Source organism: Streptomyces hundungensis (assembly GCF_003627815.1).
In the GTDB taxonomy this organism is placed as follows: Bacteria; Actinomycetota; Actinomycetes; order Streptomycetales; family Streptomycetaceae; genus Streptomyces; species Streptomyces hundungensis_A.
Map to the genome: position 1 here is coordinate 3,708,636 of NZ_CP032698.1, position 21,045 is coordinate 3,729,680.

At 69.3% G+C, this 21,045-nt stretch carries 20 protein-coding genes; 6 read left to right on the forward strand and 14 right to left on the reverse strand.

The features are described 5' to 3' along the window. Positions 1-40: 40 nt before the first annotated feature. The 13 genes from DWB77_RS16450 to DWB77_RS16510 all read right to left on the reverse strand — a co-directional run bounded on the left by DWB77_RS16450 (position 41) and on the right by DWB77_RS16510 (position 9,840). A complete protein-coding gene (locus DWB77_RS16450; RefSeq protein ID WP_246033543.1) occupies positions 41-1,054 on the reverse strand; it encodes a hypothetical protein in 1,014 nt (337 codons plus the stop codon). Between the two features lie 17 nt (positions 1,055-1,071). Further along, a complete protein-coding gene (locus DWB77_RS16455) occupies positions 1,072-1,737 on the reverse strand; it encodes a hypothetical protein (RefSeq protein WP_120721982.1) in 666 nt (221 codons plus the stop codon). A 90-nt stretch (positions 1,738-1,827) separates the two neighbouring features. Beyond that, positions 1,828-2,559, reverse strand: coding sequence for a hypothetical protein (locus DWB77_RS16460; RefSeq protein ID WP_120721983.1), 732 nt, complete (start codon positions 2,557-2,559; stop codon positions 1,828-1,830). 1 nt (position 2,560) lies between these two features. Further along, complete coding sequence (locus DWB77_RS16465) at positions 2,561-3,061, reverse strand: Tad domain-containing protein (protein WP_120721984.1); 501 nt, start codon at positions 3,059-3,061, stop codon at positions 2,561-2,563. After that, the gene (locus tag DWB77_RS16470; protein ID WP_246033874.1) at positions 3,058-3,474 is read right to left on the reverse strand and encodes a TadE/TadG family type IV pilus assembly protein; all 417 of its coding nucleotides are present in this window, start codon (positions 3,472-3,474) and stop codon (positions 3,058-3,060) included. Before DWB77_RS16470 ends, DWB77_RS16465 begins: the two co-directional genes overlap by 4 nt. Positions 3,475-3,680: 206 nt before the next feature. Then, positions 3,681-4,061 (reverse strand): TadE family protein, encoded by a 381-nt coding sequence (locus tag DWB77_RS16475; RefSeq protein ID WP_120727862.1) that lies wholly within the window; start codon positions 4,059-4,061, stop codon positions 3,681-3,683. Positions 4,062-4,145: 84 nt separating this feature from the next. Next, the gene (locus DWB77_RS16480; protein WP_120721985.1) at positions 4,146-4,400 is read right to left on the reverse strand and encodes a hypothetical protein; all 255 of its coding nucleotides are present in this window, start codon (positions 4,398-4,400) and stop codon (positions 4,146-4,148) included. Between the two features lie 50 nt (positions 4,401-4,450). After that, a complete protein-coding gene (locus tag DWB77_RS16485) occupies positions 4,451-5,377 on the reverse strand; it encodes a type II secretion system F family protein (protein ID WP_120721986.1) in 927 nt (308 codons plus the stop codon). Continuing rightward, a complete protein-coding gene (locus DWB77_RS16490) occupies positions 5,374-6,354 on the reverse strand; it encodes a type II secretion system F family protein (RefSeq protein ID WP_120721987.1) in 981 nt (326 codons plus the stop codon). Before DWB77_RS16490 ends, DWB77_RS16485 begins: the two co-directional genes overlap by 4 nt. A 10-nt stretch (positions 6,355-6,364) precedes the next feature. Then, the gene (locus DWB77_RS16495; protein ID WP_120721988.1) at positions 6,365-7,672 is read right to left on the reverse strand and encodes a CpaF family protein; all 1,308 of its coding nucleotides are present in this window, start codon (positions 7,670-7,672) and stop codon (positions 6,365-6,367) included. Beyond that, positions 7,669-8,487: a hypothetical protein gene (locus DWB77_RS16500; RefSeq protein ID WP_120721989.1), complete on the reverse strand. Its 819-nt coding sequence runs from the start codon at positions 8,485-8,487 to the stop codon at positions 7,669-7,671. The genes DWB77_RS16495 and DWB77_RS16500 overlap by 4 nt, the downstream gene beginning before the upstream one ends. Positions 8,488-8,535: 48 nt before the next feature. Further along, positions 8,536-9,258, reverse strand: coding sequence for an SAF domain-containing protein (locus tag DWB77_RS16505; protein ID WP_120721990.1), 723 nt, complete (start codon positions 9,256-9,258; stop codon positions 8,536-8,538). 306 nt (positions 9,259-9,564) lie between these two features. Then, the gene (locus tag DWB77_RS16510; RefSeq protein ID WP_120721991.1) at positions 9,565-9,840 is read right to left on the reverse strand and encodes a hypothetical protein; all 276 of its coding nucleotides are present in this window, start codon (positions 9,838-9,840) and stop codon (positions 9,565-9,567) included. Between the two features lie 841 nt (positions 9,841-10,681). Between DWB77_RS16510 and DWB77_RS16515 the strand changes: the two genes are divergently transcribed. The 6 genes from DWB77_RS16515 to DWB77_RS16540 all read left to right on the forward strand — a co-directional run bounded on the left by DWB77_RS16515 (position 10,682) and on the right by DWB77_RS16540 (position 16,344). Beyond that, positions 10,682-12,676: a hypothetical protein gene (locus tag DWB77_RS16515; RefSeq protein ID WP_216826854.1), complete on the forward strand. Its 1,995-nt coding sequence runs from the start codon at positions 10,682-10,684 to the stop codon at positions 12,674-12,676. A 145-nt stretch (positions 12,677-12,821) separates the two neighbouring features. Next, complete coding sequence (locus DWB77_RS16520; RefSeq protein WP_120721993.1) at positions 12,822-13,697, forward strand: hypothetical protein; 876 nt, start codon at positions 12,822-12,824, stop codon at positions 13,695-13,697. 94 nt (positions 13,698-13,791) lie between these two features. Continuing rightward, positions 13,792-14,076 carry a hypothetical protein gene (locus DWB77_RS16525; RefSeq protein WP_120721994.1) on the forward strand — a complete coding sequence of 95 codons (285 nt, stop codon included), beginning with the start codon at positions 13,792-13,794 and terminating at the stop codon, positions 14,074-14,076. Positions 14,077-14,264: 188 nt separating this feature from the next. Further along, on the forward strand, positions 14,265-14,921 hold the full coding sequence (locus tag DWB77_RS16530) for a hypothetical protein (protein ID WP_120727864.1): 657 nt from the start codon (positions 14,265-14,267) through the stop codon (positions 14,919-14,921). Then, positions 14,909-15,943, forward strand: coding sequence for a hypothetical protein (locus DWB77_RS16535; RefSeq protein WP_120721995.1), 1,035 nt, complete (start codon positions 14,909-14,911; stop codon positions 15,941-15,943). Before DWB77_RS16530 ends, DWB77_RS16535 begins: the two co-directional genes overlap by 13 nt. Before the next feature lie 140 nt (positions 15,944-16,083). After that, positions 16,084-16,344 (forward strand): WXG100 family type VII secretion target, encoded by a 261-nt coding sequence (locus tag DWB77_RS16540; RefSeq protein ID WP_120721996.1) that lies wholly within the window; start codon positions 16,084-16,086, stop codon positions 16,342-16,344. Positions 16,345-16,444: 100 nt separating this feature from the next. Here the strand turns inward: DWB77_RS16540 and DWB77_RS16545 are convergent, their stop codons facing one another. Beyond that, complete coding sequence (locus DWB77_RS16545) at positions 16,445-20,902, reverse strand: FtsK/SpoIIIE domain-containing protein (RefSeq protein ID WP_120721997.1); 4,458 nt, start codon at positions 20,900-20,902, stop codon at positions 16,445-16,447. Between the last annotated feature and the right edge of the window lie 143 nt (positions 20,903-21,045).

Below are 21,045 nucleotides of genomic sequence, written 5' to 3' on the forward strand. Positions count from 1 at the left end.
TGGGGGTGGGGGCGGGCGGCCCCCAACTCCCCTTTTCCGGCTAGCGGTTGATGGACTGGATTTCTTGGACGGTTACGTTCTGGGGCGGCGTGGTGAAGATGCTGTCCGGGAGCGGCCCGTGCTCACCGTTCGTCGCAGACCAGCTGACGTGCCACGTGATGCTCGCCTTGAACGAGTACGACCCGGCACGTCCGTACGTCACACCGCAGGGCGGGGTCTGTCCGGCCTTGCCTGCCGCGTAGGGCTCGCCGATGCTGCCGTCGGCGTTGATCGGGCAGTTGCCGGACGCCGGGAAGACGGTGGCGTCGGGCGAGCCGGACTCGATGTGCAGCGCGACCGGCGTGGCGACGGCGGTCGAGGTGATGCCCGCCAGCGAAGCGCTCACCTTCTTCTCGGTGAACTGCTTCCCAGGCGCCCAGATCCACGTCGGCAGGTTCACCGTGGACGTGCCGCTCGGGGCCATCGACACCTGGGTCGACGGCAGCGCGATGGAGTCCGACGCGTACTCACCGAGGATCCTGGCGTTGACGGCCATCGGAACGTCCGGCGTCTTGCCGTTCTCCACCCAGAACGGGAACTTGTCGCACTTCGAGGCCTCGGGGTCGTCCTTGCGGTTGGGATTCACCACCGCGGCCCAGAACATCCCCTTGCCTTCTTGGTCGAGGTTGTAGTCCTTGTAGCCGCCCTTGGCGGGGTCGCCCGTCTTGTACTGCGAGTCGAAGACGTCCCCGATGAAGTCACCGATGCCGAAGAACTTGATGGTGCGCCACTTTCCGATCATGGCCTCCATCTCCTTCGGCGAGTAGGTCGGCTCGTACCAGCAGGCGGGCGGGGTCCAGGAGCTGTCGCTCGACGTCAGCTCACCCGCCGTCTTCGCGCTCCCCGACTTCGTGTCCCCGGACACCTGGGCCTTGGAGACACCGACGGTCACGTTGCCCGCGGAGTTCTGGGCGCTGGCGTCACCCCGGCTGTGTGAAGACCCGTTGTCTTTGCTCGCCCAAGCCGGTGCGGCCTGAGAAGCGACGATGGCCGCGGCGAGCAGCGTCGCTGCCACCGCCCTGTTTCCACGTATCACGGCTGGCACTTCTGGTCTCCTCGCACCGAACTCACCATGGTGGTCTGCCACACGCCCTGAGCGTTCTTGCGCAACCGGGACACGTACGAGACGTACGAGTTCTTGTCGGGCGGAGTGACGTTGACTTTGCCCGTCTTCCGGTCCTTGGTGAAGCCCTTGGTTTCGTCACCGCAGTAGGTAAGTTGAGCGGACCCGTCCTTGTCGACGGTGACCTCGCGGTTGAAGAGGCGTGTCGTCCCTGTCACCGTGGTGCCGTCCTTCACGAAACCGGCGATCCACTGGGTGTCGATGATGAGGGCCTTGCCCACCGAATAGAACGCCACGCTCTTGGACTTCGGGTCCTGCTTGTCGATCGCTTCCTCGATGGCCTTCTGGTACTCCGCGTTGTCGGCGAGGATCGCGTCCTTGACCGGGTCCCCGGTCTTCTCCGGGTCAAAGGTCAGCACGTCCCCCGCGGGGAGGACCACCTTCGGCCGGTTCGCCGCGTCGGGGGTGCTGGACGCCGAAGCCGACGGCGAGGCGGAGGCCGACGCCCCCGTGTCCGCGCCCGCGATCTTCTTGGAGTCGTCGCCCCCCTTCGAACCCCCACCGCACCCGGTGAGCAGAAGCGCGCCCGCGGCCGCCAGGGCAGCCGCGGCCGTCGTGGCCTTGTGGTTACGCATCGGGGGTCCTACCTCCGTGAGAGAAAAGGTGATCTGTCTCGCGCCACCCCGGTCTGAGCGTGCCGAGCGGACACGTGCCCGCACGATTCTTCATCGCTGACACTTCTTGTCCCCCCGTACCGAAGAGAGCTTTGTGGCCTGCCATACGCCCTTGTCGTTCTTGCGCAGCACCAGGGCGTACGAGATGTACGAATCGCCGTTGGCAGGTGTGACGTTGACCTTGCCCGTCTTCCGGTCCTTGGTGAACCCCTTCGTCTCGTCCCCGCAGTACATGAGCGTCGCCGCGCCGTCCTGCCGGATGGAGACCTGCCGATCGAGGTAGCGGATCGTCCCGGTGATGGAGACGCCCTGTTTGGTGACCGCGGCAATCCACTGCATGGCTCCCACCAAGGCATCGTCCTTGGCGTAGAACGCAACCTTCGGCGCCTTGGCGTCCTGGCCGGCAATCGCCTCGTCGACAGCGCGTACGTACTCCGCGTTGTCCCTCAGTACCGCGTCCTTAACGGGGTCGCCGGTCGTCTCCGGGTCGAAGGCCAGCGTCTCCCCCTCGGGCAGCGTCACCTTCGGCCGGTTCTCGGCGACGGCGGGCGCCGACGCGGTCGCGGACGGCGCGGCGGGGGAAGGGGACGCGCTGGGCGAGGCGGCGCTCTTGTCGGAGACGTCCCCCTTCGAACCTCCACCGCACCCGGTGAGCAGCAGCGCACCCGCGAGCGCCAGGGCGGTCGAAGCGGTGGTGGCCTTCGTGAGGCGGCGGGTGGGGTGCAGCATCTGCGACTCTTCGTTGTCGGGAAGCAGGGCGCGGGCCCGGCGCGAGGAGGTCACCTCAGCCCACCTCGTTCTTCGCCACGGACCGGCCGTGCACCACGACCTCGCCGCCGTAGAAGAACCCGGTGAACACGGGCTTGTACGTCAACTGGATCTCGACTTCCACCTGTTGGGCGCTGCCGCCCACGCAGTGGGACGCCGCGATGTCCGGGCCGGAGAGGCCGGACGCGCGGGCGAAGGCCTTCACGCGGGTGCCGCAGTTCTCGTAGCGGATGGGGGCGCCCGCGCCGGAGCCGTCGTACAGGGCTTCCTTGTCGATGTCCTGCGCCGCGTAGCGCGCGGCCTGTTCGGCGATGTCCGCGGCGCGCTCCCGCTTGGAGATGGAGAGGCCGCCGTCGATGACGAACGCGGCGAGGCCGAGGAAGAGGAAGGCGAAGACGATGACCGCGGCCGCCCCCGACCCCCGGTCGTCGAGACGCGCGCGCCGGTCCCGGATCCAGGCGTACGGGGTCCGAGGTCCGGCCGCCCTGGGCCCGGCGGTGTTCCGCGGCGCGCTCATGCGGTCTTCCTCTTGAACGGGTCGAGCGGGGAGGTCGAGGTGCCGGTCAGGGTCGTGGGGATGTCGAGGCCGAGCATCGACAGGCCCCGGATGCGGCAGCTGACCTCCACCGTGAAGAACTCCGCGTCGGTCCAGCCCGCGCTGGTCTGACGCACGCTGACCGGGCCGGAGCAGACGTCCGCGAGGTCGGCCTCCGCCGCCGTCTTGGCTTCGGAGAGCGCGGTGCCGAGGTCCTTCTGGATGGAGCCGGCCCGTGCCGCGTCCCGCGCCGCGGAGTCCACCGCGCCGCGCCCGTCGACGAGTTGGCCGAACGCCACCAGGACCAGGATGAACAGGATCATCACCGGGGCGAGGATGACCACCTCGATGGTGGAAAGACCCCGGTCGGCGACGGCCGAGCGGCGGTGCGACAGGGCGGCCGACCGGCGGCGAACCGCAGCGACCGACCGGCCGCGCAGCACGGCGGCCGAGCGGAGGCATACAGCGCCGCCCGAGCGGAGGCGTACCGCGGCCGCCGAGCGTCGGCGTACGGCGGCGGCCGAGCGGCTGCGCACCGCCTCCGCGAGGCCGCCCGCGACAGCGCCGCCCGAGCGGAGGGCGCGTACTGCCCGCGCGCGCATCAGTTCCCCCCCTCGCGTACGAATCGTTCGACCGGCCCCTGCGAGCGCGCGTGCACCGTCAGGTGCAGGCCGGGGAAGACCGTCGGCACCTTGGCCGTGATCTCCACGCCCACCGTGTTCGCCTTGGGCTCCACGGTCTGGACGTCGGGGGCGAGCACGAGCTTCGGGCCGAGCTGCGCGATGTAGCTGGAGGCCTGGTCGCGGGCCTCGCCGCGCCAGGCGCCGGGCTGTTCGTCGGCCATGGCCCGCGCCTTGCGGGCCCCGGCCTGGGCCGCGGCCTGCGCGACGTGGTCCGCGAAGAAGTACAGACCGAACTGCACGGTCGCGAAGATCATGAAGAACAGCACCGGGGTCAGCAGTACGAACTCGATCGCGGTCATGCCGGAGTCGCCGCGGGCGGAGGCTGCCTCCACCCGGCGGCGTACAAGAGCCCGGAGTCCGTCGCGCAAGGTAGTGGTCCCGCCTCAGCAGGTCTTGTCGGCGCTCGCGCCCTCGATGCACTTGCCGACCTTGTCGGCGCCGCCCTTGAGGGCCGAGTTGATGACCGCGGCGACCACGCCGACGATCGCCACGACGACGGCGGAGATGATGACCCACTCGACCGCGGACGCGCCCCGGTCGAGCTCGCCGGAGCGGGCGCGCTGGACGCGGCCGCGCAGGAAGGTGACGAGGAAGTCGACGGCCGGGTGGCTGACCTTGGGGAACTGGGGGCGGTTCATGGTGGTTGGTTTCCTCTCGACAGAAGTGGGGGGGCGCGTTCCGGCCTGGCTCAGACCTGGAAGACGCGCATCGCGGCGGGAAAGATCAGGAAGACCAGGAAGCCCGCACAGAGCAGCAGTTGGGCGACGAGCATCGACTGGGACTTCTCACCGGCCGCTCCCTCGATCTCGGCCATCTCCCGGTGCCGCATCGTTTCGGCGCGGGACGCCAGGGACTCGCGTACCTTCGCGCCGTCGTCCGCGACCAGGGCGAGCGAGGAGGACAGGTCCTTCAGCTCCTCGACGCCGAGTTCCTCGCCGAGCCGGCCGAGCGCGAGCCACTGGCTGGTGCCGGTGATCCGGGCGTCCGCGAGGGTGTTGCGCAGCCGGCGCAGCGCCCAGCCGTCGCTGACCTCGGCGGCGGCCATCAGCGCCTCGGGCAGTCCGCGCCCGCCGGCCAGGTTCATGGCCACCAGGTCGAGGTAGGCCCCGATGACGCGGCGCAGGTCACGCCGCTTGTCGGCGGCGTCCCTGCGCACTTCCAGGTCGGGCAGGAAGAAGAAGATCGCCCCGCACATCAGCGCCAGCCAGACGGGGATGATCGGGCTGCTGCCGAAGCCGAGCGTCGCGACGATGACGAAGAGCAGCGGGCCGAAGACGAGGCCCGCGACACCGAGCAGCACCTTGGTCGCCAGGAAGCGTTCCCAGCCGCGTTCGAGCACGGCGAGGTCGGCGCGGATGGAGCGCTGCTCCCAGCCCTGCCTCAGGTACAGCTCGGCGACCCGCGCCCCGACCCCGGAGCGCAGTCCCGAGAGCCGGCCGGTGCCGTGGTCCTCGGGCCGCGGGGTGTAGACGCTGCCGGACGAGCGCATCGCGTCGATCCGCGCGATCTGCGAGACCGCCGAACGCTTCGTCCGGGTCAGCGCCCTGATCAGGACGTAGATGCCGAGGCCGAGGACCGCGCCGATCAGCACCGGTCCCGTGATGATGTCGCTCACCGCACTCCCTCCCCAGCGGTTACAGGACGCTGTCCGTCCGCGTCCCGGTTCCCGGGTACGCCCGTGGAGGCGTCGGGGCGTACGAAGCGGGTCTCCGGCTCGTGCCGGACCAGGAAGCGGTCCGGGGTCTCGATCACCGACAGCTTGCGCAGCCACCAGAAGCCGAGCGCGAACAGGCCGCAGACACAGGCGAGTACGAGCTGGCCGACCGTCGAGTTGTACGGCTGCACGAAGTCGCGGTTGAAGACGGAGAGCCCGAGCACGAACGCGATCGAGACGCCGACCACGATCTGCACACTGCGCCGGGTGGAGGAGCGCTGGGCCATCACGCGGTGGCGCATGTCGATCTCCTCGCGGGCCGACTTGGCGAGCGCCCCGAGCACCTGGCGCAGACCGGGGCCGCGCAGCCGGGCGTTGAGGATGAGCGCGGCGACGATGATGTCGGCGGAGGCGTCGTCGATCTCGTCGGCGAGCAGCTGGAGCGCGTCGGGCAGCGGCGTACGGGCCCGCAACCGGTCGACGAGCGCGTCGAGATGGGGCCGCAGCGCGGGGGCGGCCGCGCGGGCCGATGCGGGGATGGCCTGTTCCAGGCCGACCGCGCCGGCGATGGTGTCGCGCAGCGACTCGGTCCAGGCGGCGAGCGCCTCGACCCGCTTCATGGCAACCTTCTCCTGCGCGGCGCCGCCGAACAGCTTGTTCCAGAAGAAGACGAGCAGACCGGTGGCGACGCCGGCCACCGTCCACCGGGTGAGCAGCAGCACGAGCAGGCCGACGCCGGCCGCGATCGAGCCGCGCTTGCCGATGAACTGGAGCATCTCGCCCGCGCGTTGGTTCCGGGCGCCGCCGCCCGGTTTGACCTCGAAGCCCCGGATCGCGACGACGAGCAGCGCGAGGCCGCCGCCGACGGCGAGGCCGGCCGCGAGCGCGTAGAGGGTCTGGGCCTCGAAGAGACCGCCCATGGAGGGAAGGTTGTTCATACGGCTCCACTCACCCCCAGGCCCCGGAGGGCCGGTAGCCGTGCACGGCGAGTTCCTCGATGCAGGACACCGGGGCGTGCGGGACGACCCGTCCGTCCGGCGTCTCGGCGAAGACCTCACTGGACAGAACGCGCCCGTCGCAGCCGTTCACCTCGCGGACCGAGGTGACCACGCGCTGCAACCGGCCGCCGCTCTCGTAGTTGTTGCGCCGCTCGACGAAGACGACGAAGTTGACCGCGCCCGCGATCAGCATCTGGCTGGCCTCGATGGGCAGCCGCTCGGCCGCCTGGAGAGCGTACGTCGAGATGCGGTTGAAGACCTCGGCGGAGCTGTTGGCGTGGATCGTGGAGAGCGAGCCGTCGTTGCCCTGCGACATCGCGTTCAGCATGGTGACGATCTCGTCGCCGAGGACCTCACCGACGATGACCCGGGAAGGGTTCATACGCAGCGAACGCCGCACCAGCTCCGCCATCGGGATCATGCCCAGGCCCTCGGAGTTGGGCAGCCGCTCCTCGAACGCGACCACGTTCGGATGCAGTTCGGGGAACTGATCGAGACCGAGCTCAAGGGCGCGCTCGACCGTGATCAGGCGTTCCTGCTGCGGGATCTCGTTGGCGAGCGCCCGCAGCAGCGTGGTCTTTCCGGCGTTGGTCGCGCCCGCGATCATGATGTTCTTACGGGCCCGGACCGCGCAGGCCAGGAAGTGCGCCAACTCCGGTGTGACGGTGCCGTTTCCGACCAGGTCCGCCATGAAGACCTTGCCCATGCGGGCCCTACGGATGGACAGCGAGGGCCGCCGGGCGACCTCCATCACGGCCGACAGACGCGAGCCGTCCGGCAGCCGCAGGTCGAGCTGGGGGTTGGCGGAGTCGAAGGGGCGCGAGGAGAGGCCGGAGTAGGCGCCGAGGACCTGGATGAGCTCGATGAGCTCCTCGTCGGTCTCGGCGACCGGGTCGCCCCGGACCTCGCGGCCGTCGGAGTAGCCGACGAAGACCTGGTCGCACCCGTTGATGTCGATGTTCTCGACCTCGGGGTCGTCGAGCAGCGGCTGGAGCCGGCCGACGCCGAAGAGAGCCGCGTGCACGGCGGCCGCGTACTGCTCCTCGGTCTCCGCGTCGAGGGGGGTGCGCCCGGCGTTGATCTCCGTGCGGGCGTACTCCTCCAGTATCTGGGCGATGACGGCGCGCGCGTACTGGCGCTCGTCCTCGCTCGACATCGCGGCCACCCCGCGCACCTGGTCCAGGCGCCGCTGCTCGGCGATCCGGTCACCGGCCTCCTGGCGGAACCGCTTGACCAGCGCGTGATCGACCGCACTCATCGGCCGACCCCGGCCCCGGCCCAGGCCGCGCCGAACTGCTGGTACAGGTCGGCCGAGACCTTGCGGGCGCTGCGGATGAGCAGCGACTTGTCGAGCCGGCCACGGCCGCGGCCGGCCAGCAGGGCGGCGCCGGAGGGGTCGTGCGCGAGGGTGCCGATGACGCGGGCGCCGGTCTGCCCGGCCACCAGCATGTCGTTGACCTGGTGGGAGAGCTTGACGGACGCCCCGGCCTCGGCGATCAGGATCACGCCGATGAACGGCGTGGCCAGCGCGTTGCCGCGCGGGCTGCCGTGGAGATGGGTGGAGAGCGCCGCGGCCCGGTCGCGTACCCGGGCGAGGTGCTCGGGCTCGGTGCGCGAGACGAGCAGCGCAAGGGCGGCGTGCGGGAGCAGGTCGAGCGCGGGCGAACCGCCGCTGATGCGGCCGATGTCGGCGATGACGTCGGCGGGGGCGTGCGGTGACTCGCCGAGCGAGGCGAAGGCCCGGCCGAGTGTGGGCCAGCTCCCGGCGAGACCGGCGGCCTGTTCGGCGGCGCCGAGCCCCACGAGCAGTTCGAGCCCGCCGGCCATCGGCTGGGCGTGGTCCCAGAGCTGGTCGGCGGCGAGCCCGCGGCGGGCGGCCGCGGCCAGCGAGAGGAGTCCGGTGTTGGGGTTGAGGGGGCCGCCGTTGGTGGCCGTGCAGCGGTACACCAGGTCCCCGCCCGCCGGGTCCGTCTCGGCGAGCAGTGCGCGACGGGGCCAAACGGCGGCCAGGGCCAGGGCGGCGGTGGTGACACCGGGAGAGCCCTTGTCGGATGCGAGTGCGATGAGCGCCATGTCTTCCGCGTCTTCTGTCTCTGCTGGGTCGCTGCGTCGCCGCGCGACTCAGCCGTTGTCCGGCGCGACCCGCACCACGGCGACTTCACCGGCGGACGCGGCCTGGGCGACGGCGGCCGCCTCGGAGGTGTTCACGGTGAGCGTGACGGCGAGGTTGCCGCTGCCGAAGGACTTGTCCTGGGTGCCGACGTCGCTGACGACGGCGCGCTGGACGAGCGGCGAACTCCCGCCCGCGGAGCCGGAGTTGGCGCCCCCGGTGCCGGTCTTGCCCGATCCGGCGGAGGTGCCGACCCGGTAGACGGCGACCGTCTCGCCGTCCTTGAGGTTGGTGGGGTACTGGCCTTCCTTGAGCGAGACACCGACGGCGGCCTTGCCGACCTCGGTGCCGCCGCCCGCGGCGAACATCTGGCCCACCAGGACCGAGCCCTCGTAGAGGTTGGACTTCGCCCGCAGCTTGGTGAGGGCGTCGTACTGCTCGGGGCGGATGTAGTCGATGTGGTTGTCGGCGGCCACCATCACGGTGGTGAGATCGCCCTTGGACACGGCATGCCCGGCCGGGACATCGTGCGTGAGCTGGTAGACCTCGACCCGGTCGCCCGCGCGCAGCACCAGAACGGTCGCCCCGAGGGCGCCGATGAGGATGAGCAGGACGGCGAGGGCCGCGAGGGCGGGCTTGCGTTCCCGTGGCGGCGCAGGAAGCCGCTCACCGACCGGCTGCCCGGGCGCCGCCCCCCGGTGGGTCCCCGCCCCACCGCGCTCCTGGACCTTCACGTCGCTTCTCCCCGTGGTAACTCTTTTGCGACAGCGTCGCGGGCGAACCAGGACGCACCAAGACGCATGCCTGGACCTGAATCAAGCCATCTCACGCCGCGAGAACTGGGACTCGACCGGTCACTTCGGGCCCGCCGAAGACCTCCGCGAGGCCACCAGCACGCTGTCAGATCATGTGATCGCACCGTAGCAGCCGCCCCTCAGCACCCTCAAGGCGCGTTAAAGATCGCGAACGTTACCCATCCCGGCGCAGCCGCCACAAAGGCTCCGAAATGGCTTGTTTCTCCCTGTCACCGCGCGCACTCGTTACCACTGTGCAACCCGTGCGAACCGGCTTCGGCTGCGCCCGCGCAACACGGGCAACAGGACGAACCCGATCACCGCGAGGCCCGCGAACACACCACCGGCAACGAAGAATCCCCACGGCCAGTCGGGGCTGTGGTAGCCGTCCTGGTAAGGCGTCTTGGCACAGGTGGTGGTCACGTCGCAGACGACGTGCTTCCCGCCTTTGCGCAGGAGCCCGGCGGCGACACCGCACCCCGACACGACCGCCGCCCCGACAAGCAGCATGGCCGGCAGCACGTACCAAGCCCCATGCGGCCGCAGCCGAGGAGAGGGGTGGGGCGGGGCCCACGTGGGCAGGGCGCCGGGAGGCGGTCCCTGGGCAAGCGGTCCCTGGGCAGCCGGTCCCTGTGTGAGGTACGGCCCTTGGGACACGGCCGCCGACCCCGGACTCCCCTGATGCATCCGACTCATCGAGCAACTCCCCTCCGCCGCGGCCCAATCGAACGCCTCCATCCTCACCAGCGTCCAGGGGCGCGTCGTGAGTACGGGTACTCATTCGGTACGCACCGCCGCACAGGACACTGACTCCGCGGGCACGCAGACCGTCAGTGAGGCCGGGGTGCCGCAGGGGAACGAGGGGCGGAGACGACCTCACGCCGCTGTCGATGCCGGCCGAACGGAGCGCCATGTAAGGGGCCACCCTGGGATTGCCTCCTCTTGCGCCGCCATACATGAGACCCGTCTTTGGGCAAAGGGGTACAGGAGTCGTGAACTAGTCGCGGCAGTGAATGTATGGATTTCACGGGCATCCCCGACGGAGCACGGTCAAGGATGAGCCCGTGTTTCCCCAAGGAAGCGGAGCAATTCCACTCACACCGTACGATGGCACGCTGTTGCCCGTCCGGCCCGGACGCCGAGTCACAGCGCATGGTGTGATGCAGGTCGGAGGCCCGAGAGGCAACAGCGGATCGCGTACGGACCTTCCGGGGGACCGACACCGCTGGACTCGTTCAGAGGTCGTTCTCCGGAACATGGTGCCGACGTGGACAACAGCGAAGTGAAAGGCATTGCGTCCATGGGGGATTACGTCGGCGTCGACCCGATACGGGTGCGCAAACTCGCGGACCGTCTCCAGGACTTGGAGGGCGCCCTGGCCAAACACGGGGCTCTGATCCGTAAGAATTTCACGTCTTGGGAAAGCGGCCTCGATCTGTCCTTGCTGGGACAGCAGACGCAGGCGGTGGGCGACGACGCCCGCAGCATGTCGAAGCGCGCCGATCTGGCCCGCAACCTCCTGCTGGAAGGCGACGCGTCCGGCATGTGCACCCCGGACGGGGACATCGTCAACATCCCCTGGGACATGGCGGACGTCAACGCACAGAGTGCCAAGGAGGCCACCCAGGAGGCGGCCAGGCTCAAGAAGGCACTCGACGACCCCAAGGGCGCGAGTTCCCGTGCGGACATCGAGGCCATCGGCCGGTCCCTCGCCGACCACCAGGACGACCCCACTTATCTGGCCGCCTTCGCCGCCGCGGGCGGCGTTGTCGACGCGGCCCGCGTGAGCCGCGCCCTGCACGTGGAGGACGGGACCCACGGCGCAGAGGTGCTGAGCAAGGACTCGCAGAACGTGGTCGCCCAGTACGCCACGGGCATCAACCGCGTCTTCACGCTCCAGTCGGCGGGCAAGATCCCACCGAACCCGGAGTACGTGAAGGCCCTCACCAACCCGCCGGGCGGTGACATGTGGTCCGTCGGCATGTTGTTCAAGTACGGGCCGAAGGGCAACGAGTGGGACACCCAGGCCCTGACCCAGGTCAGCGGCGCGATGCTGGACTGGCGCAGGAACCAGCAGATGCGGCCCTCGTACACCAAGGGTGGGGTCGTGGGCATGGCCTACACGGCACCCGCGTACGTGGATCCCGACAACGCTTGGTACGCGTCGCTCGGACTCACGCACAGCTATAACCGCGAGGGCATCGACGACGCCCAGAAGCGGGCGATGGCCATCGATGCCAACGATCCGTCGCTGGCCGTGATCAACCGCCTGGGCGAGAACGCTGACGCATCGCGACACCTGCTGGGGAACAACGACTCCGGCAAGCGCTTCGCCGCGGATCTGGTCGACTTCCACTGGCAGACGCCCGGGGCGATAGCGGTTGACGATTCGGACGGGCCGCGCCAGGTGCTCACCCTGGCGGCCACCGACCGTACCCCGGCGCATATCGACGAGTCCGGCACGGCCGCCGCCAACATCCTTGCCGCCGCGGCCAAGGAGAAGGACCACTTCGACGGGCGCAACGGCCACGAGAAGGACGAGTACCCGACGTTCCCCAACGGCACCGCGGTCGCGCTGGCCGGCATCACGGCAACCTGGGCCGATGACCTGGGTGGTACCGGGATGTCAGCGCCTGACGGAGTGGCGGGCTACGACCCCTCGAACCACGTCCTGGTCGGCAACAATGCGGACACGGTCAAGGTCATGCGGCTGTTCGCCAAGGACAATCCAGGCGCTACGGCGATGTTCGACGTCGTACTGCACGAGAAGGTCTCGACGGCAGCGGGGAGCAAGGATCCGACGAAGAGCCTGACCGACATGGGCAATACGGCGGGAATGCTCACGAAGGCCAAAGTTGCGGAAAATTACAGCGCGGCACAGCAGATCGACGAGGAGCACAAGACCAACAAGATCATTCTCGACAGCGCCGGTACCCTGTTCGGTTTCATACCCGCTCCCAAATTGGGCGAAGGCGCGTCGAAACTCGCCGAGAAGATTGCCGAGAAGAGCCTCAAGTATCCCCAGAACCTCGCGGTCATCGGCCGGACGATCGTCGCTCCCCAAACGGACCCCTTCTCCACGGACAACGCCTCGAAGCAGGAGGCTCTGAGCGTGACCGCGGCAAAAGAGCAGTACAGGTCCTTCATCCCGTCGATAGCACAGGGGATGGTCAGATCGGGCGCAGTCCCGCCGCCCACGGGCAGCTCCTGGTACGACCCCCAGACGGGAACCATCTCCTCCGACGCCAGCCACGACCCCACGTTCCAGAGCTGGTGGAACATGGCTCACGGCGACAACTACCAGAAGGCCTTCAAGGACGGCTTCGACAATGCAGAGGTGTCGCCCGATGGTAAATAGGAACCGGGCCCGAAGCGCCGTCCTGGCCGCGACCGCCGCTGTACTCGTACTGTCTCTCGGGTCATGTTCGGATGACCAGAACGAAGACAGCGCGCGGATTCCCGTAGCGGAGCCGGGAAAGGTCGCCGCCTTCGCGCTGGGCGAGTTGAGCACGACATACGACCTCGACCACACCGCTGTGAACGAGAGTGGCCACATCACCTCGGACAAGGCCGGGAACATTTATCTGGCCAGCGATTCCAACAGCCCTCTCATGCCCATCCTGCGCATGACTCCTGAGGGCAAGGTCAGCCAGTTCACGAAAATCAAGGAGAGCCACTCCGACTCCGGATTCACCGCCGCTCCGGACGGTTCTTTGGTGACCGGCGGAGGAGACGGTCTGTGGCGGGTGAGCTCGAAGGGCACCGTCACTTCTTTGGAGTCACAGCGCCGATTCAAGCTCCCGAACCCGATCGGTATCCGGCCGGACGGCACGGTCGTCGTCATCGACGGCGAGAGCGTGTGGTCCCTGAAGGACGGCCAGGCGGCCGAGCTCCTGACGTTCCCGGCGAACCAGGGCCGGGTCCGCGGAGCCGTCGCACCGGACGGAACCATCTACCTCTCCAACAGCCGCCTCGACAATCTCCGCGTGCTGGCTCCCGGCAGCCCACCCAGGACCCTGACGATCCAGGGCGACCTGCCAGGAGCCGGCAAACCGCTCTCCGAGATGGCGATCATGCAGATGACTCCGGCCACCGACGGGGGTGTGTACGCGAAGGTGCAGTGGGATCCCCAGAAGGGCGGCGGTGGCTTCGTCTACATCGTGCACATCGCTCCTTCGGGCACCCTCACCGCCATGGCGAGGGCGTCCGAACAAGGAAAGTCGTGCGCGGCCGGAGAGCAGTACGCCGCGCTGGACAATCCCTGTGTCATGCCGTGGTTCCTCGCACGGAGCGGCGACCAGGTACTCGCCCTGGGCGACATCTATGACCCGGAGCGCAAGCCGTCGCCCGCCCTCGCAATCCACGCTCCCCGCGGGTGAGGACACAACTGCCCGGCACCGGAAGATCAGAGCCGAAGCGCGCTCCCGTTACGGCCCTCCCCCACCATGCCGACACCCAGCAAAGGAGATGACGATGGGCATACCCCAGGAAGACCGTCTGGATTACGCGTGCCGCCAGGACATGAACGCTATCGAGTCCGCCGCGAACGAGATCCGCACGGCCATCAGGAATGTCGAGTCCATGATGCCGAAGACCTGGATCGGGAAGAAGGCCGACAACTGGCGCACCGATCATGACGGGCGCATGAAGCGGCTGAAGACCCTGTTCGACTCGTTCCCGGCCGAGGAGAACCGGCTGGTGGAGAAGGCGCGTCAGGACCAGGCGAAGATGAACCAGAAGATGCACGGCGGAGGCTGAGTCCCGGTGGCGCCGGCCGGGCGATGTGTTCAACCGGCCGGATCGGCGTCCCGAGGGATGGATCACCTCACAATTCCATACCGGCGCATCCCAAATGCCCTGCTTCACACCCGAGTTCGCTCTGGCGAAGCGGGCGCCGTCTCGTTAGCGTCGGTCTCTCAACCACACCAGCCTCATCGGGAGCTCCAGTGAACCGTCGCGCCCTGCCGGCCGTCGCCGCACTCACCGCAACGGTTGCTCTGCTGCTGACTGCCTGCGGCAGCAACGACAAGCCCAAGGACTCGGACAAGATCGCCGGGGCCGACCAGAGTGCCAAGCCCTCGGCGTCGGCTTCACCGAGCGCGTCGGCCCCTGCGGGAGTCGAGCGCCCGAAGATCGAGCTGCCCGCCGACCTCACGATGACGTTCGAGCCCGCGAACACCGGCGACCCGGTGAAGGAAGCGGTCCTCTCGGACGGCGCGGAGCGCATGCGTGCGGTGAACGTCGCCATCACCGGCGGGGACCCGAAGTACGCCGCGCTGAACTACTACAACTCCGGCAAGGCGCTGGAAGCCGCCTCGGCCTGGGTGGAGAAGTTCAAGAAGGCCGGCCTGTCGATGACCGGGTCGCTGCGCTACTACGATCGCCAAGTCACCCTGAACCAGGACAAGTCGGCTTCGCTGAACTTCTGTGCCGACGAGAGCAAGGGCTACAGCAAGGACATCAAGACCGGCAAGGCCAAGGTCACCACCCCGTCGAAGAACGACTTCATCCTCTACAGCACCAGGCTCGAAAAGAACTCCGCCGGGGTGTGGCAGACCACTCGAATCGTTTCGACCGCGGGGGCCGAGAAATGCGTGAAATAAGCAGGGGACGACTGGGCGCGACCATAGCGACTGCCGCGCTCTTCGCCGTCGCGGGTGCGCCCACCGCGTGGGCCGGGGTCACCCCTGGGGACGGCACCCGGGAGACCGATACGCCCAAGGGCGACGCGAAGCCGGACGGCACCCTCAGCGCCACGGCCGGCGGCGTGGTCTACGACCGGTCGAGGAACGGCTCCGGCAGCGCCGTGGGCCCCCTCGCCCCCGTCGGCAACTGGACGCCTCCACCCTGCTGGTACGCCCCCAAGTACAGCCCTGCGGAGTTCAAGGCGTACGTCGAGCCGATCTGGAGCGTCGACTCCACCGGCGCCGCCTGGGACGCCTCGCAGCGCGATCGCTACGTCAATGGAAAGCCCTACACCAACTTCAACCTGGACAAGGCGGGCAAGGGCTACTGGTGGGACTCGTACGTCGACACGAGCTATCCACCGGGCTGGGACGCCTGCAACAAGCCCTACTTCTGGGTCGACAAGGGCGCACCGCCGCCCGCCGACGTGCCCGAAGCCATCACTCCCGAGATCCTCGCCAAGCTGGCGTACGCGGAGATTCGCGTACCGGCCACCCAGGTGACCCTGAAGCCCGACGGCACCAGCAAGGTGAACCTGCCGACCTGGGCGTGGCTGGACAAGACCGACTTCCGCCCCGTCTCGGTCACCGCGTCCGTCCCCGCGCTCGGCATCTCGGCGACCACGACCGCCTCCCCGGTCTCCCTCAAACTGGAGCCCGGTACCGCCGACGCCAGCCTCTACCCCGCTTCCGGCGAGTGCCCCATCAACGCGGACGGCTCCATCGGCACGCCGTACGAGGCGGGCAGCGCCGACAAGGCCCCGCCCTGCGGCGTGACATACCGCCGAGCTACCAGCGGTGCCCCCTACAACCTGAAGGCCACCGTCACCTGGAAGATCCACTGGGTCGGGACCGGCACGCCAGGCGGTGATCTGCCGGACGGCACCTTCGGCCATGACCAGCAGGTGACCGTGCAGGAGATCCAGGCGGTCAACCGCTGAGACCGCAACGAGCCCTCGGGCGACGGGTCTTGTGAACACTCCTACCCGGCCTGTACAGGCGGGGCGGGAGGTGCGATAGCGTCGAGTGGTACCAGATAGATTTACTGATTACCCAGTAAGAAATCACGGGGAGGAACCCGATGGAACGCGGTGCAAGTCTCAAGGAACTCAGGGACCTGGCGAAGCTGTTCGGTCGCAGCGCGGGCGACCTACAGACGCTCATCACCAACCTGAACTCGGCGACGTCCGGCAGCACCGGCTACTGGAAGGGCCCCAAGGCCGACCAGTTCCGCAAGGACTGGGAGGACGCCCGCGGGACCTTCTCCAAGTGGGTCGACACCCTGCACGACGCTCAGAAGTCCGCGTCCACCAACGCCGACAACATCGAGCGCGCCACCTGATCCGCACCGACACAGTCGGATCGAGCAACATCGCTGGGGCGTCCACCACGGGTGGGCGCCCCAGCGGCTTACCCGGCGGGGCGTGAGGACCGCGAGGTCCTCACCCCCTCATCACTCCCTGGACCGGACGGAACGCACCGCCCGAAACCAGCAGTCCGCCGCCCGGCCGTCCGCCGCCGGTGTTGGACGGCAGGCGGATGCTGAACAGCTCGCCCTCCTGGGAGTTCTGGGGGTTGAGGAGCAGGCCGTTGCGGGACTTGCGGGCAGCCGTGACGAAGCCCCGGTACTGGGAGGCCAGACTGTCCGTCGTGCCGGCCGCGATCAGGCCGAGCCCCCCGTCTACCCCCTTGCGCAGGACGGCTTCCAGCGCCTCGTCGAGCCGGGTGTCGTAGAGCAGCTCGGCGTCGTCCGCCAGGATCACGTAGGGGCGGCCCTCCGCCTTCTCCACCAACTCCTCCAGGTCGTCCTCCCTGGCCTCACCGTCGAGCACGCCCAGGACGCCTTCGCGCCCTTCCAGATCGCGCAGGGGCGACCGCCGGGGAGCGACCAGGACCAGCGGTGTGCCCTGGGCCAGCAGGGAATCCGCCGCGCACATCAGAGCCGTGGAGCGCCCGGACTTGGGCGGGCCGCCAATGACGAAGCCGGGTCCGGACTCCTCCAAGTCGATTCCCACGGGGGCCAGTTCGTCGCCGCCGACGGCCAAAAGGGCCCACAACTTGGACGGCACCACGAAGTCGGGATCCAGTGCCATCGCCTCGCCGGCGGTAATGTGCGCCGGAAGCGCGTCCACACGCATGGGGCGCAGGCGTGCCGGTGTACGGCCGTGCGTCGCGCGCGCCTGTTCGGCGATCTCACGGAGCATCCGCACCTGCGCCTGGCCGTTCGGGTCCTCGTCGAGGAGGGCGATCTGCGTCTCTTCCGTACCGGTGTCGGTGATCCGCAGGGCGCGCCCGGGGGGCATGTTCTTGGGCACCTCGCGCGGTTGCAACCCCGCCATGGAGTAGTCGTTGGGGTCGGCGAACCGCAGGATCAGGCGGTCTTGGAACGCGGATGCCACCATGCCGCTCAGACCGCTGCGGTCGGCCGTCATGACGACCTTCAGGCCGACCGCCGAACCCTCCCGGAAGATCCGCTGGGCCTGCTCGATGAGCTGGCCGTAGTTGTAGTTCTCGAATGTGGAGAAGTAACCCTCCCAGTTGTCGAGGAGCAGCACCATCCAGGGCAACCGGTCCTCGGGCGCGGCCGAGGCGCGCTGCTCGGCCGCGCTGGACGCACCTTCCATGGCGAGCAGTTGCTGGCGTCGGCTGATCTCGGCGAGCAGCCGGTCGAGCAGTCGGCGAACACGGTCGGGTTCGTCGCGGTTGACCACCGCGCCGACATGCGGAAGGCGTACCAGGGGCAACAGTGCGTTGGAGCCGCAGTCGATCGCGTAGACGTGAACATCACGCGGTGAGGCGGTCCTGGCGAGCGAGCCGGCCAGGGTGCGCAACGCCGTCGACCGGCCCGAGCGGGCGCCGCCGGCCAGCATCGTGTGTTCGCCGTCGACGAGGTCGAGAGCGAAGGGCTTGCGGGCCTGCTGGGCGGGCAGGTCGGTGAGGGCGTAACCGATGGGCGGGACGTCACCGTGCGCGGGCGCGGGGCCCGCCAGGGCGGTCAGCGAATCGAGCGTGACGTGCTCGGGCAGCGGGGGCAGCCAGGGACTGCGGGGCGGCGGGAAGCCCATCTTGTCGGCGCCGTCACGGATCGCGTCGACGAGCACGGCGAGGTCGGTGACCATCGTGCCGTCGTCCTCGGACTCCGCGGTCCTGGGCAGCGGACGGCTGAACGAGGTCCAGGGCAGCGGGGCGAGGACCGCCTTGGGGCCGCTCTTGCCCGTGGCCGGCCGCCGGCCACCGATGCGCGCCGACTGGACACCGACCAGCGACTGCGCTCCGGAGCGGACATAGGCGCGGCCGGGCGTGGACTTGGCGATGGCCCCGGCGTCCGCGGCGTCGATGACGTCCATGGACTCGCTGCCGTCCGTCACCCGCAGGGCGATGCGCAGGTTGGTGTTGGCCCGGATGTCGGCGCTGACCACACCGGCCGGGCGCTGGGTCGCGAGCACCAGGTGGACGCCGAGCGAGCGGCCTCGGCGGGCGATGTCGACGAGTCCCGCGATGAAGTCGGGGAGTTCGGCGACGAGCGAGGCGAACTCGTCGATGACCAGGACGAGCCGCGGCATCGGCTCCAGCTCGGGCCGCAGCTTGCGGGTGTCGTTGTAGTCCTCGATGTCCTTGGTGCCGGTGTCGAAGAGGATCGTCTCGCGCCGGTGCAGTTCGGCGGCGAGCGAGGCGAGGGCACGTTCGGTGAGGTGGGCGTCGAGGTCGCTGACCATGCCGACGGTGTGCGGGAGGCGGGCGCAGTCCATGAAGGCGCTGCCGCCCTTGTAGTCGATGAGCACGTAGTTGAGGGCGTCCGGCCGGTTGGCTATGGCCAGCGAGGCGATGATCGTCTGGAGCAGTTCTGACTTACCGGCGCCGGTGGTGCCGGCGACCAGCGCGTGCGGGCCGTCCCGGCGGATGTCCAGGGTGAAGGTGCCGTCGGCGGCGACGCCGATGGGGGCCGCCGTGGTCGAGCCGCCGGCCCGCCAGATCCGCTCGATGTCGGCGCCGGTCGGGTCGGGCAGGCCGAGCAGGCTGAGCAACCGGGCCGCGGTGGGCAACGCGCCGCCCGCGTCGTCCCGGCTGACGTCGCGGACCGGGGCGAGGGAGCGGGCGATGAGATCGCACCAGTCGGGGCCGACCTGATCGGCGAGCACCTCGCCGACCGATTCCAGGCCCGAACCGCGCAGGAGTACATGAGTCGGCGACTGCGGAGTCCAACTCACCACGGCTTTGCACTCCTCGGGGAGGAGCCGGTCGTCCTCGTCGAGGCAGAGCGCGAAAAGGCCGTACTGGGGCCCTTCCTGGAGGAGTTGGGGCACGCCGGGCATGCGACGCAGCAGTCGCGCGCCGTCGAGGACGAGCAGGACGTGCGGCTCGTCCCCCGGGGCGCCACTCATCATGGTCGAGCTCTCCCGGACGGCCTTGCGCCGGGCCAGCTCGTTGACGAGCTCGTTCACGCGTCGGGCGATCGTCTCGCTGTCGGAACCGACCAGGGCGACACAGTCCTGGCCCTGCTGCGGGGCGGTGTGCGGGAGCCAGTGTGCCCAGTGCCAGTCCGCCCCCGCCTGGGACGAGGCCGCCAGAAAGACGATCGAGAGTTCGCGGGGGCTGTGCAGCACGGCGGCCTGGACCGCGAGCCAGTGCGCGGTGGCGAGTGCTCGCGGCCGGTCGCCGGAGACACCGACGACGCCCAGCTCGGGGAAGGACAAGGTCACGGGCAGGTGGGACAGGAGCGGTGGGGCGGGCGGCTCCTCACCGTAGCCCGCGCCCTGACCGTGGACGAGAGCGATGTCGGCGGGCAAACTGCCGACGCCGACCCGGATCCGCATCACGTCGACGTCGGTGCGACGACGCTCCCACAGCCGGCGCCGGGGGCCGGTGGCGAAGAGCAACACTTCCGCCGGGTCGGGATTGTCGACCCGGCGGTTTCGCTGATCCTCTTTGCCGAGCCGCACCAACTCGGCCTCGTACTCGGCGAGTTCCAGCTTGTACTGCTTGAGGGACTTCTTGTGCCGCTGCTTGCCGTCACGGTTGTCGCTGAACCACTGGCCCAGCATCATCACGGGGGTCATCGCGCAGAACAGGAGCATGTAGACCTGTTTGGTCATGAAGTACATGGCCAGGCCGAAGACCATCGGCGTGATCGCGGCGATCATGTGGAAGCGGGCGCGCTCGGACTTGGACGGCAGAACGGGCACGGAAAGCCGAGGGCGGGGCCGGACCGGCGAGAGGCGGGGCGGCCGGTTGTAGGCGAGCCCGCCCTCTCCGGTCGCGGAAAGGTGGGCGTCGGGTTCGCTGACCTCCTCCAGGACGAACAGCGAGTCCCCCGCCCTGACGACGCCGCCGAGCGGCCAGTCCTGCGCGTCCGCTATTTCATCGTCGTCGAGCAACACCGTGGAGCCGGGCTGGGGGGTGAGAGTGGCCCGGCCTCGCATGTCGACGGTGATCTGGGCGGCGACGGGTGCCAGCAGCGGGTCGGGCGCCGCGAGGGTACAGGTCGCGGCCGATCCGAGGGTTGCGGTGCCGACAGCGAGTCGAACGACCCGCCCCGCACCGGGCCCTCCGGCGACCCGCAGCTCGTAGCGCCCCATGGGCTCGCCCTTGCGCAGCAGCGGACCCAGGGAGTTGTCGATGGATATGCGCATGCCGTCCCGAAGGATCTGGCCCACGGGAGTAGCGGGATCGCACAGGTGACCATCCGCCCACAGAGCGGGCTCGGCACCGCGGTCACCGTAGCTCGGGGCGAGAACGGTGCCCGGAAGCGCCACGACCACCGGCGACGGCCGCCCCGGCCCGGCCCCCTCGGCGGCGGCCAGAGCATGCGCGACATCGCGCGCGGTCGCGTCGTCATCGGCGTTGACCATGACGTCGTACGGGGGTGCCCCCTGCTGCACGACGGTCACCAGGACTCGCATGGTCGTCTTCCTCCCCCGCCGGCCCGCCCGGCCCCTCGCCCTGCTTCGGCCCACCCGAGGCTAATGGCTACCGCCGTCGCGGCAGGACCGAGGGTATGCGGTGACCGGCGTCGGCCTCCCGCTCGCGGGTTCGGCAACCGCCG

Bases quoted from the DNA above. Each gene is read 5' to 3' on its own strand.
- DWB77_RS16455 (WP_120721982.1), bottom strand. From the start codon at position 1,737: ATGCGTAACCACAAGGCCACGACGGCCGCGGCTGCCCTGGCGGCCGCG.
- DWB77_RS16465 (WP_120721984.1), bottom strand. From the start codon at position 3,061: ATGAGCGCGCCGCGGAACACCGCCGGGCCCAGGGCGGCCGGACCTCGG.
- DWB77_RS16475 (WP_120727862.1), bottom strand. From the start codon at position 4,061: ATGACCGCGATCGAGTTCGTACTGCTGACCCCGGTGCTGTTCTTCATG.
- DWB77_RS16480 (WP_120721985.1), bottom strand. From the start codon at position 4,400: ATGAACCGCCCCCAGTTCCCCAAGGTCAGCCACCCGGCCGTCGACTTC.
- DWB77_RS16490 (WP_120721987.1), bottom strand. From the start codon at position 6,354: ATGAACAACCTTCCCTCCATGGGCGGTCTCTTCGAGGCCCAGACCCTC.
- DWB77_RS16495 (WP_120721988.1), bottom strand. From the start codon at position 7,672: ATGAGTGCGGTCGATCACGCGCTGGTCAAGCGGTTCCGCCAGGAGGCC.
- DWB77_RS16500 (WP_120721989.1), bottom strand. From the start codon at position 8,487: ATGGCGCTCATCGCACTCGCATCCGACAAGGGCTCTCCCGGTGTCACC.
- DWB77_RS16525 (WP_120721994.1), top strand. From the start codon at position 13,792: ATGGGCATACCCCAGGAAGACCGTCTGGATTACGCGTGCCGCCAGGAC.
- DWB77_RS16535 (WP_120721995.1), top strand. From the start codon at position 14,909: ATGCGTGAAATAAGCAGGGGACGACTGGGCGCGACCATAGCGACTGCC.
- DWB77_RS16540 (WP_120721996.1), top strand. From the start codon at position 16,084: ATGGAACGCGGTGCAAGTCTCAAGGAACTCAGGGACCTGGCGAAGCTG.
- DWB77_RS16545 (WP_120721997.1), bottom strand. From the start codon at position 20,902: ATGCGAGTCCTGGTGACCGTCGTGCAGCAGGGGGCACCCCCGTACGAC.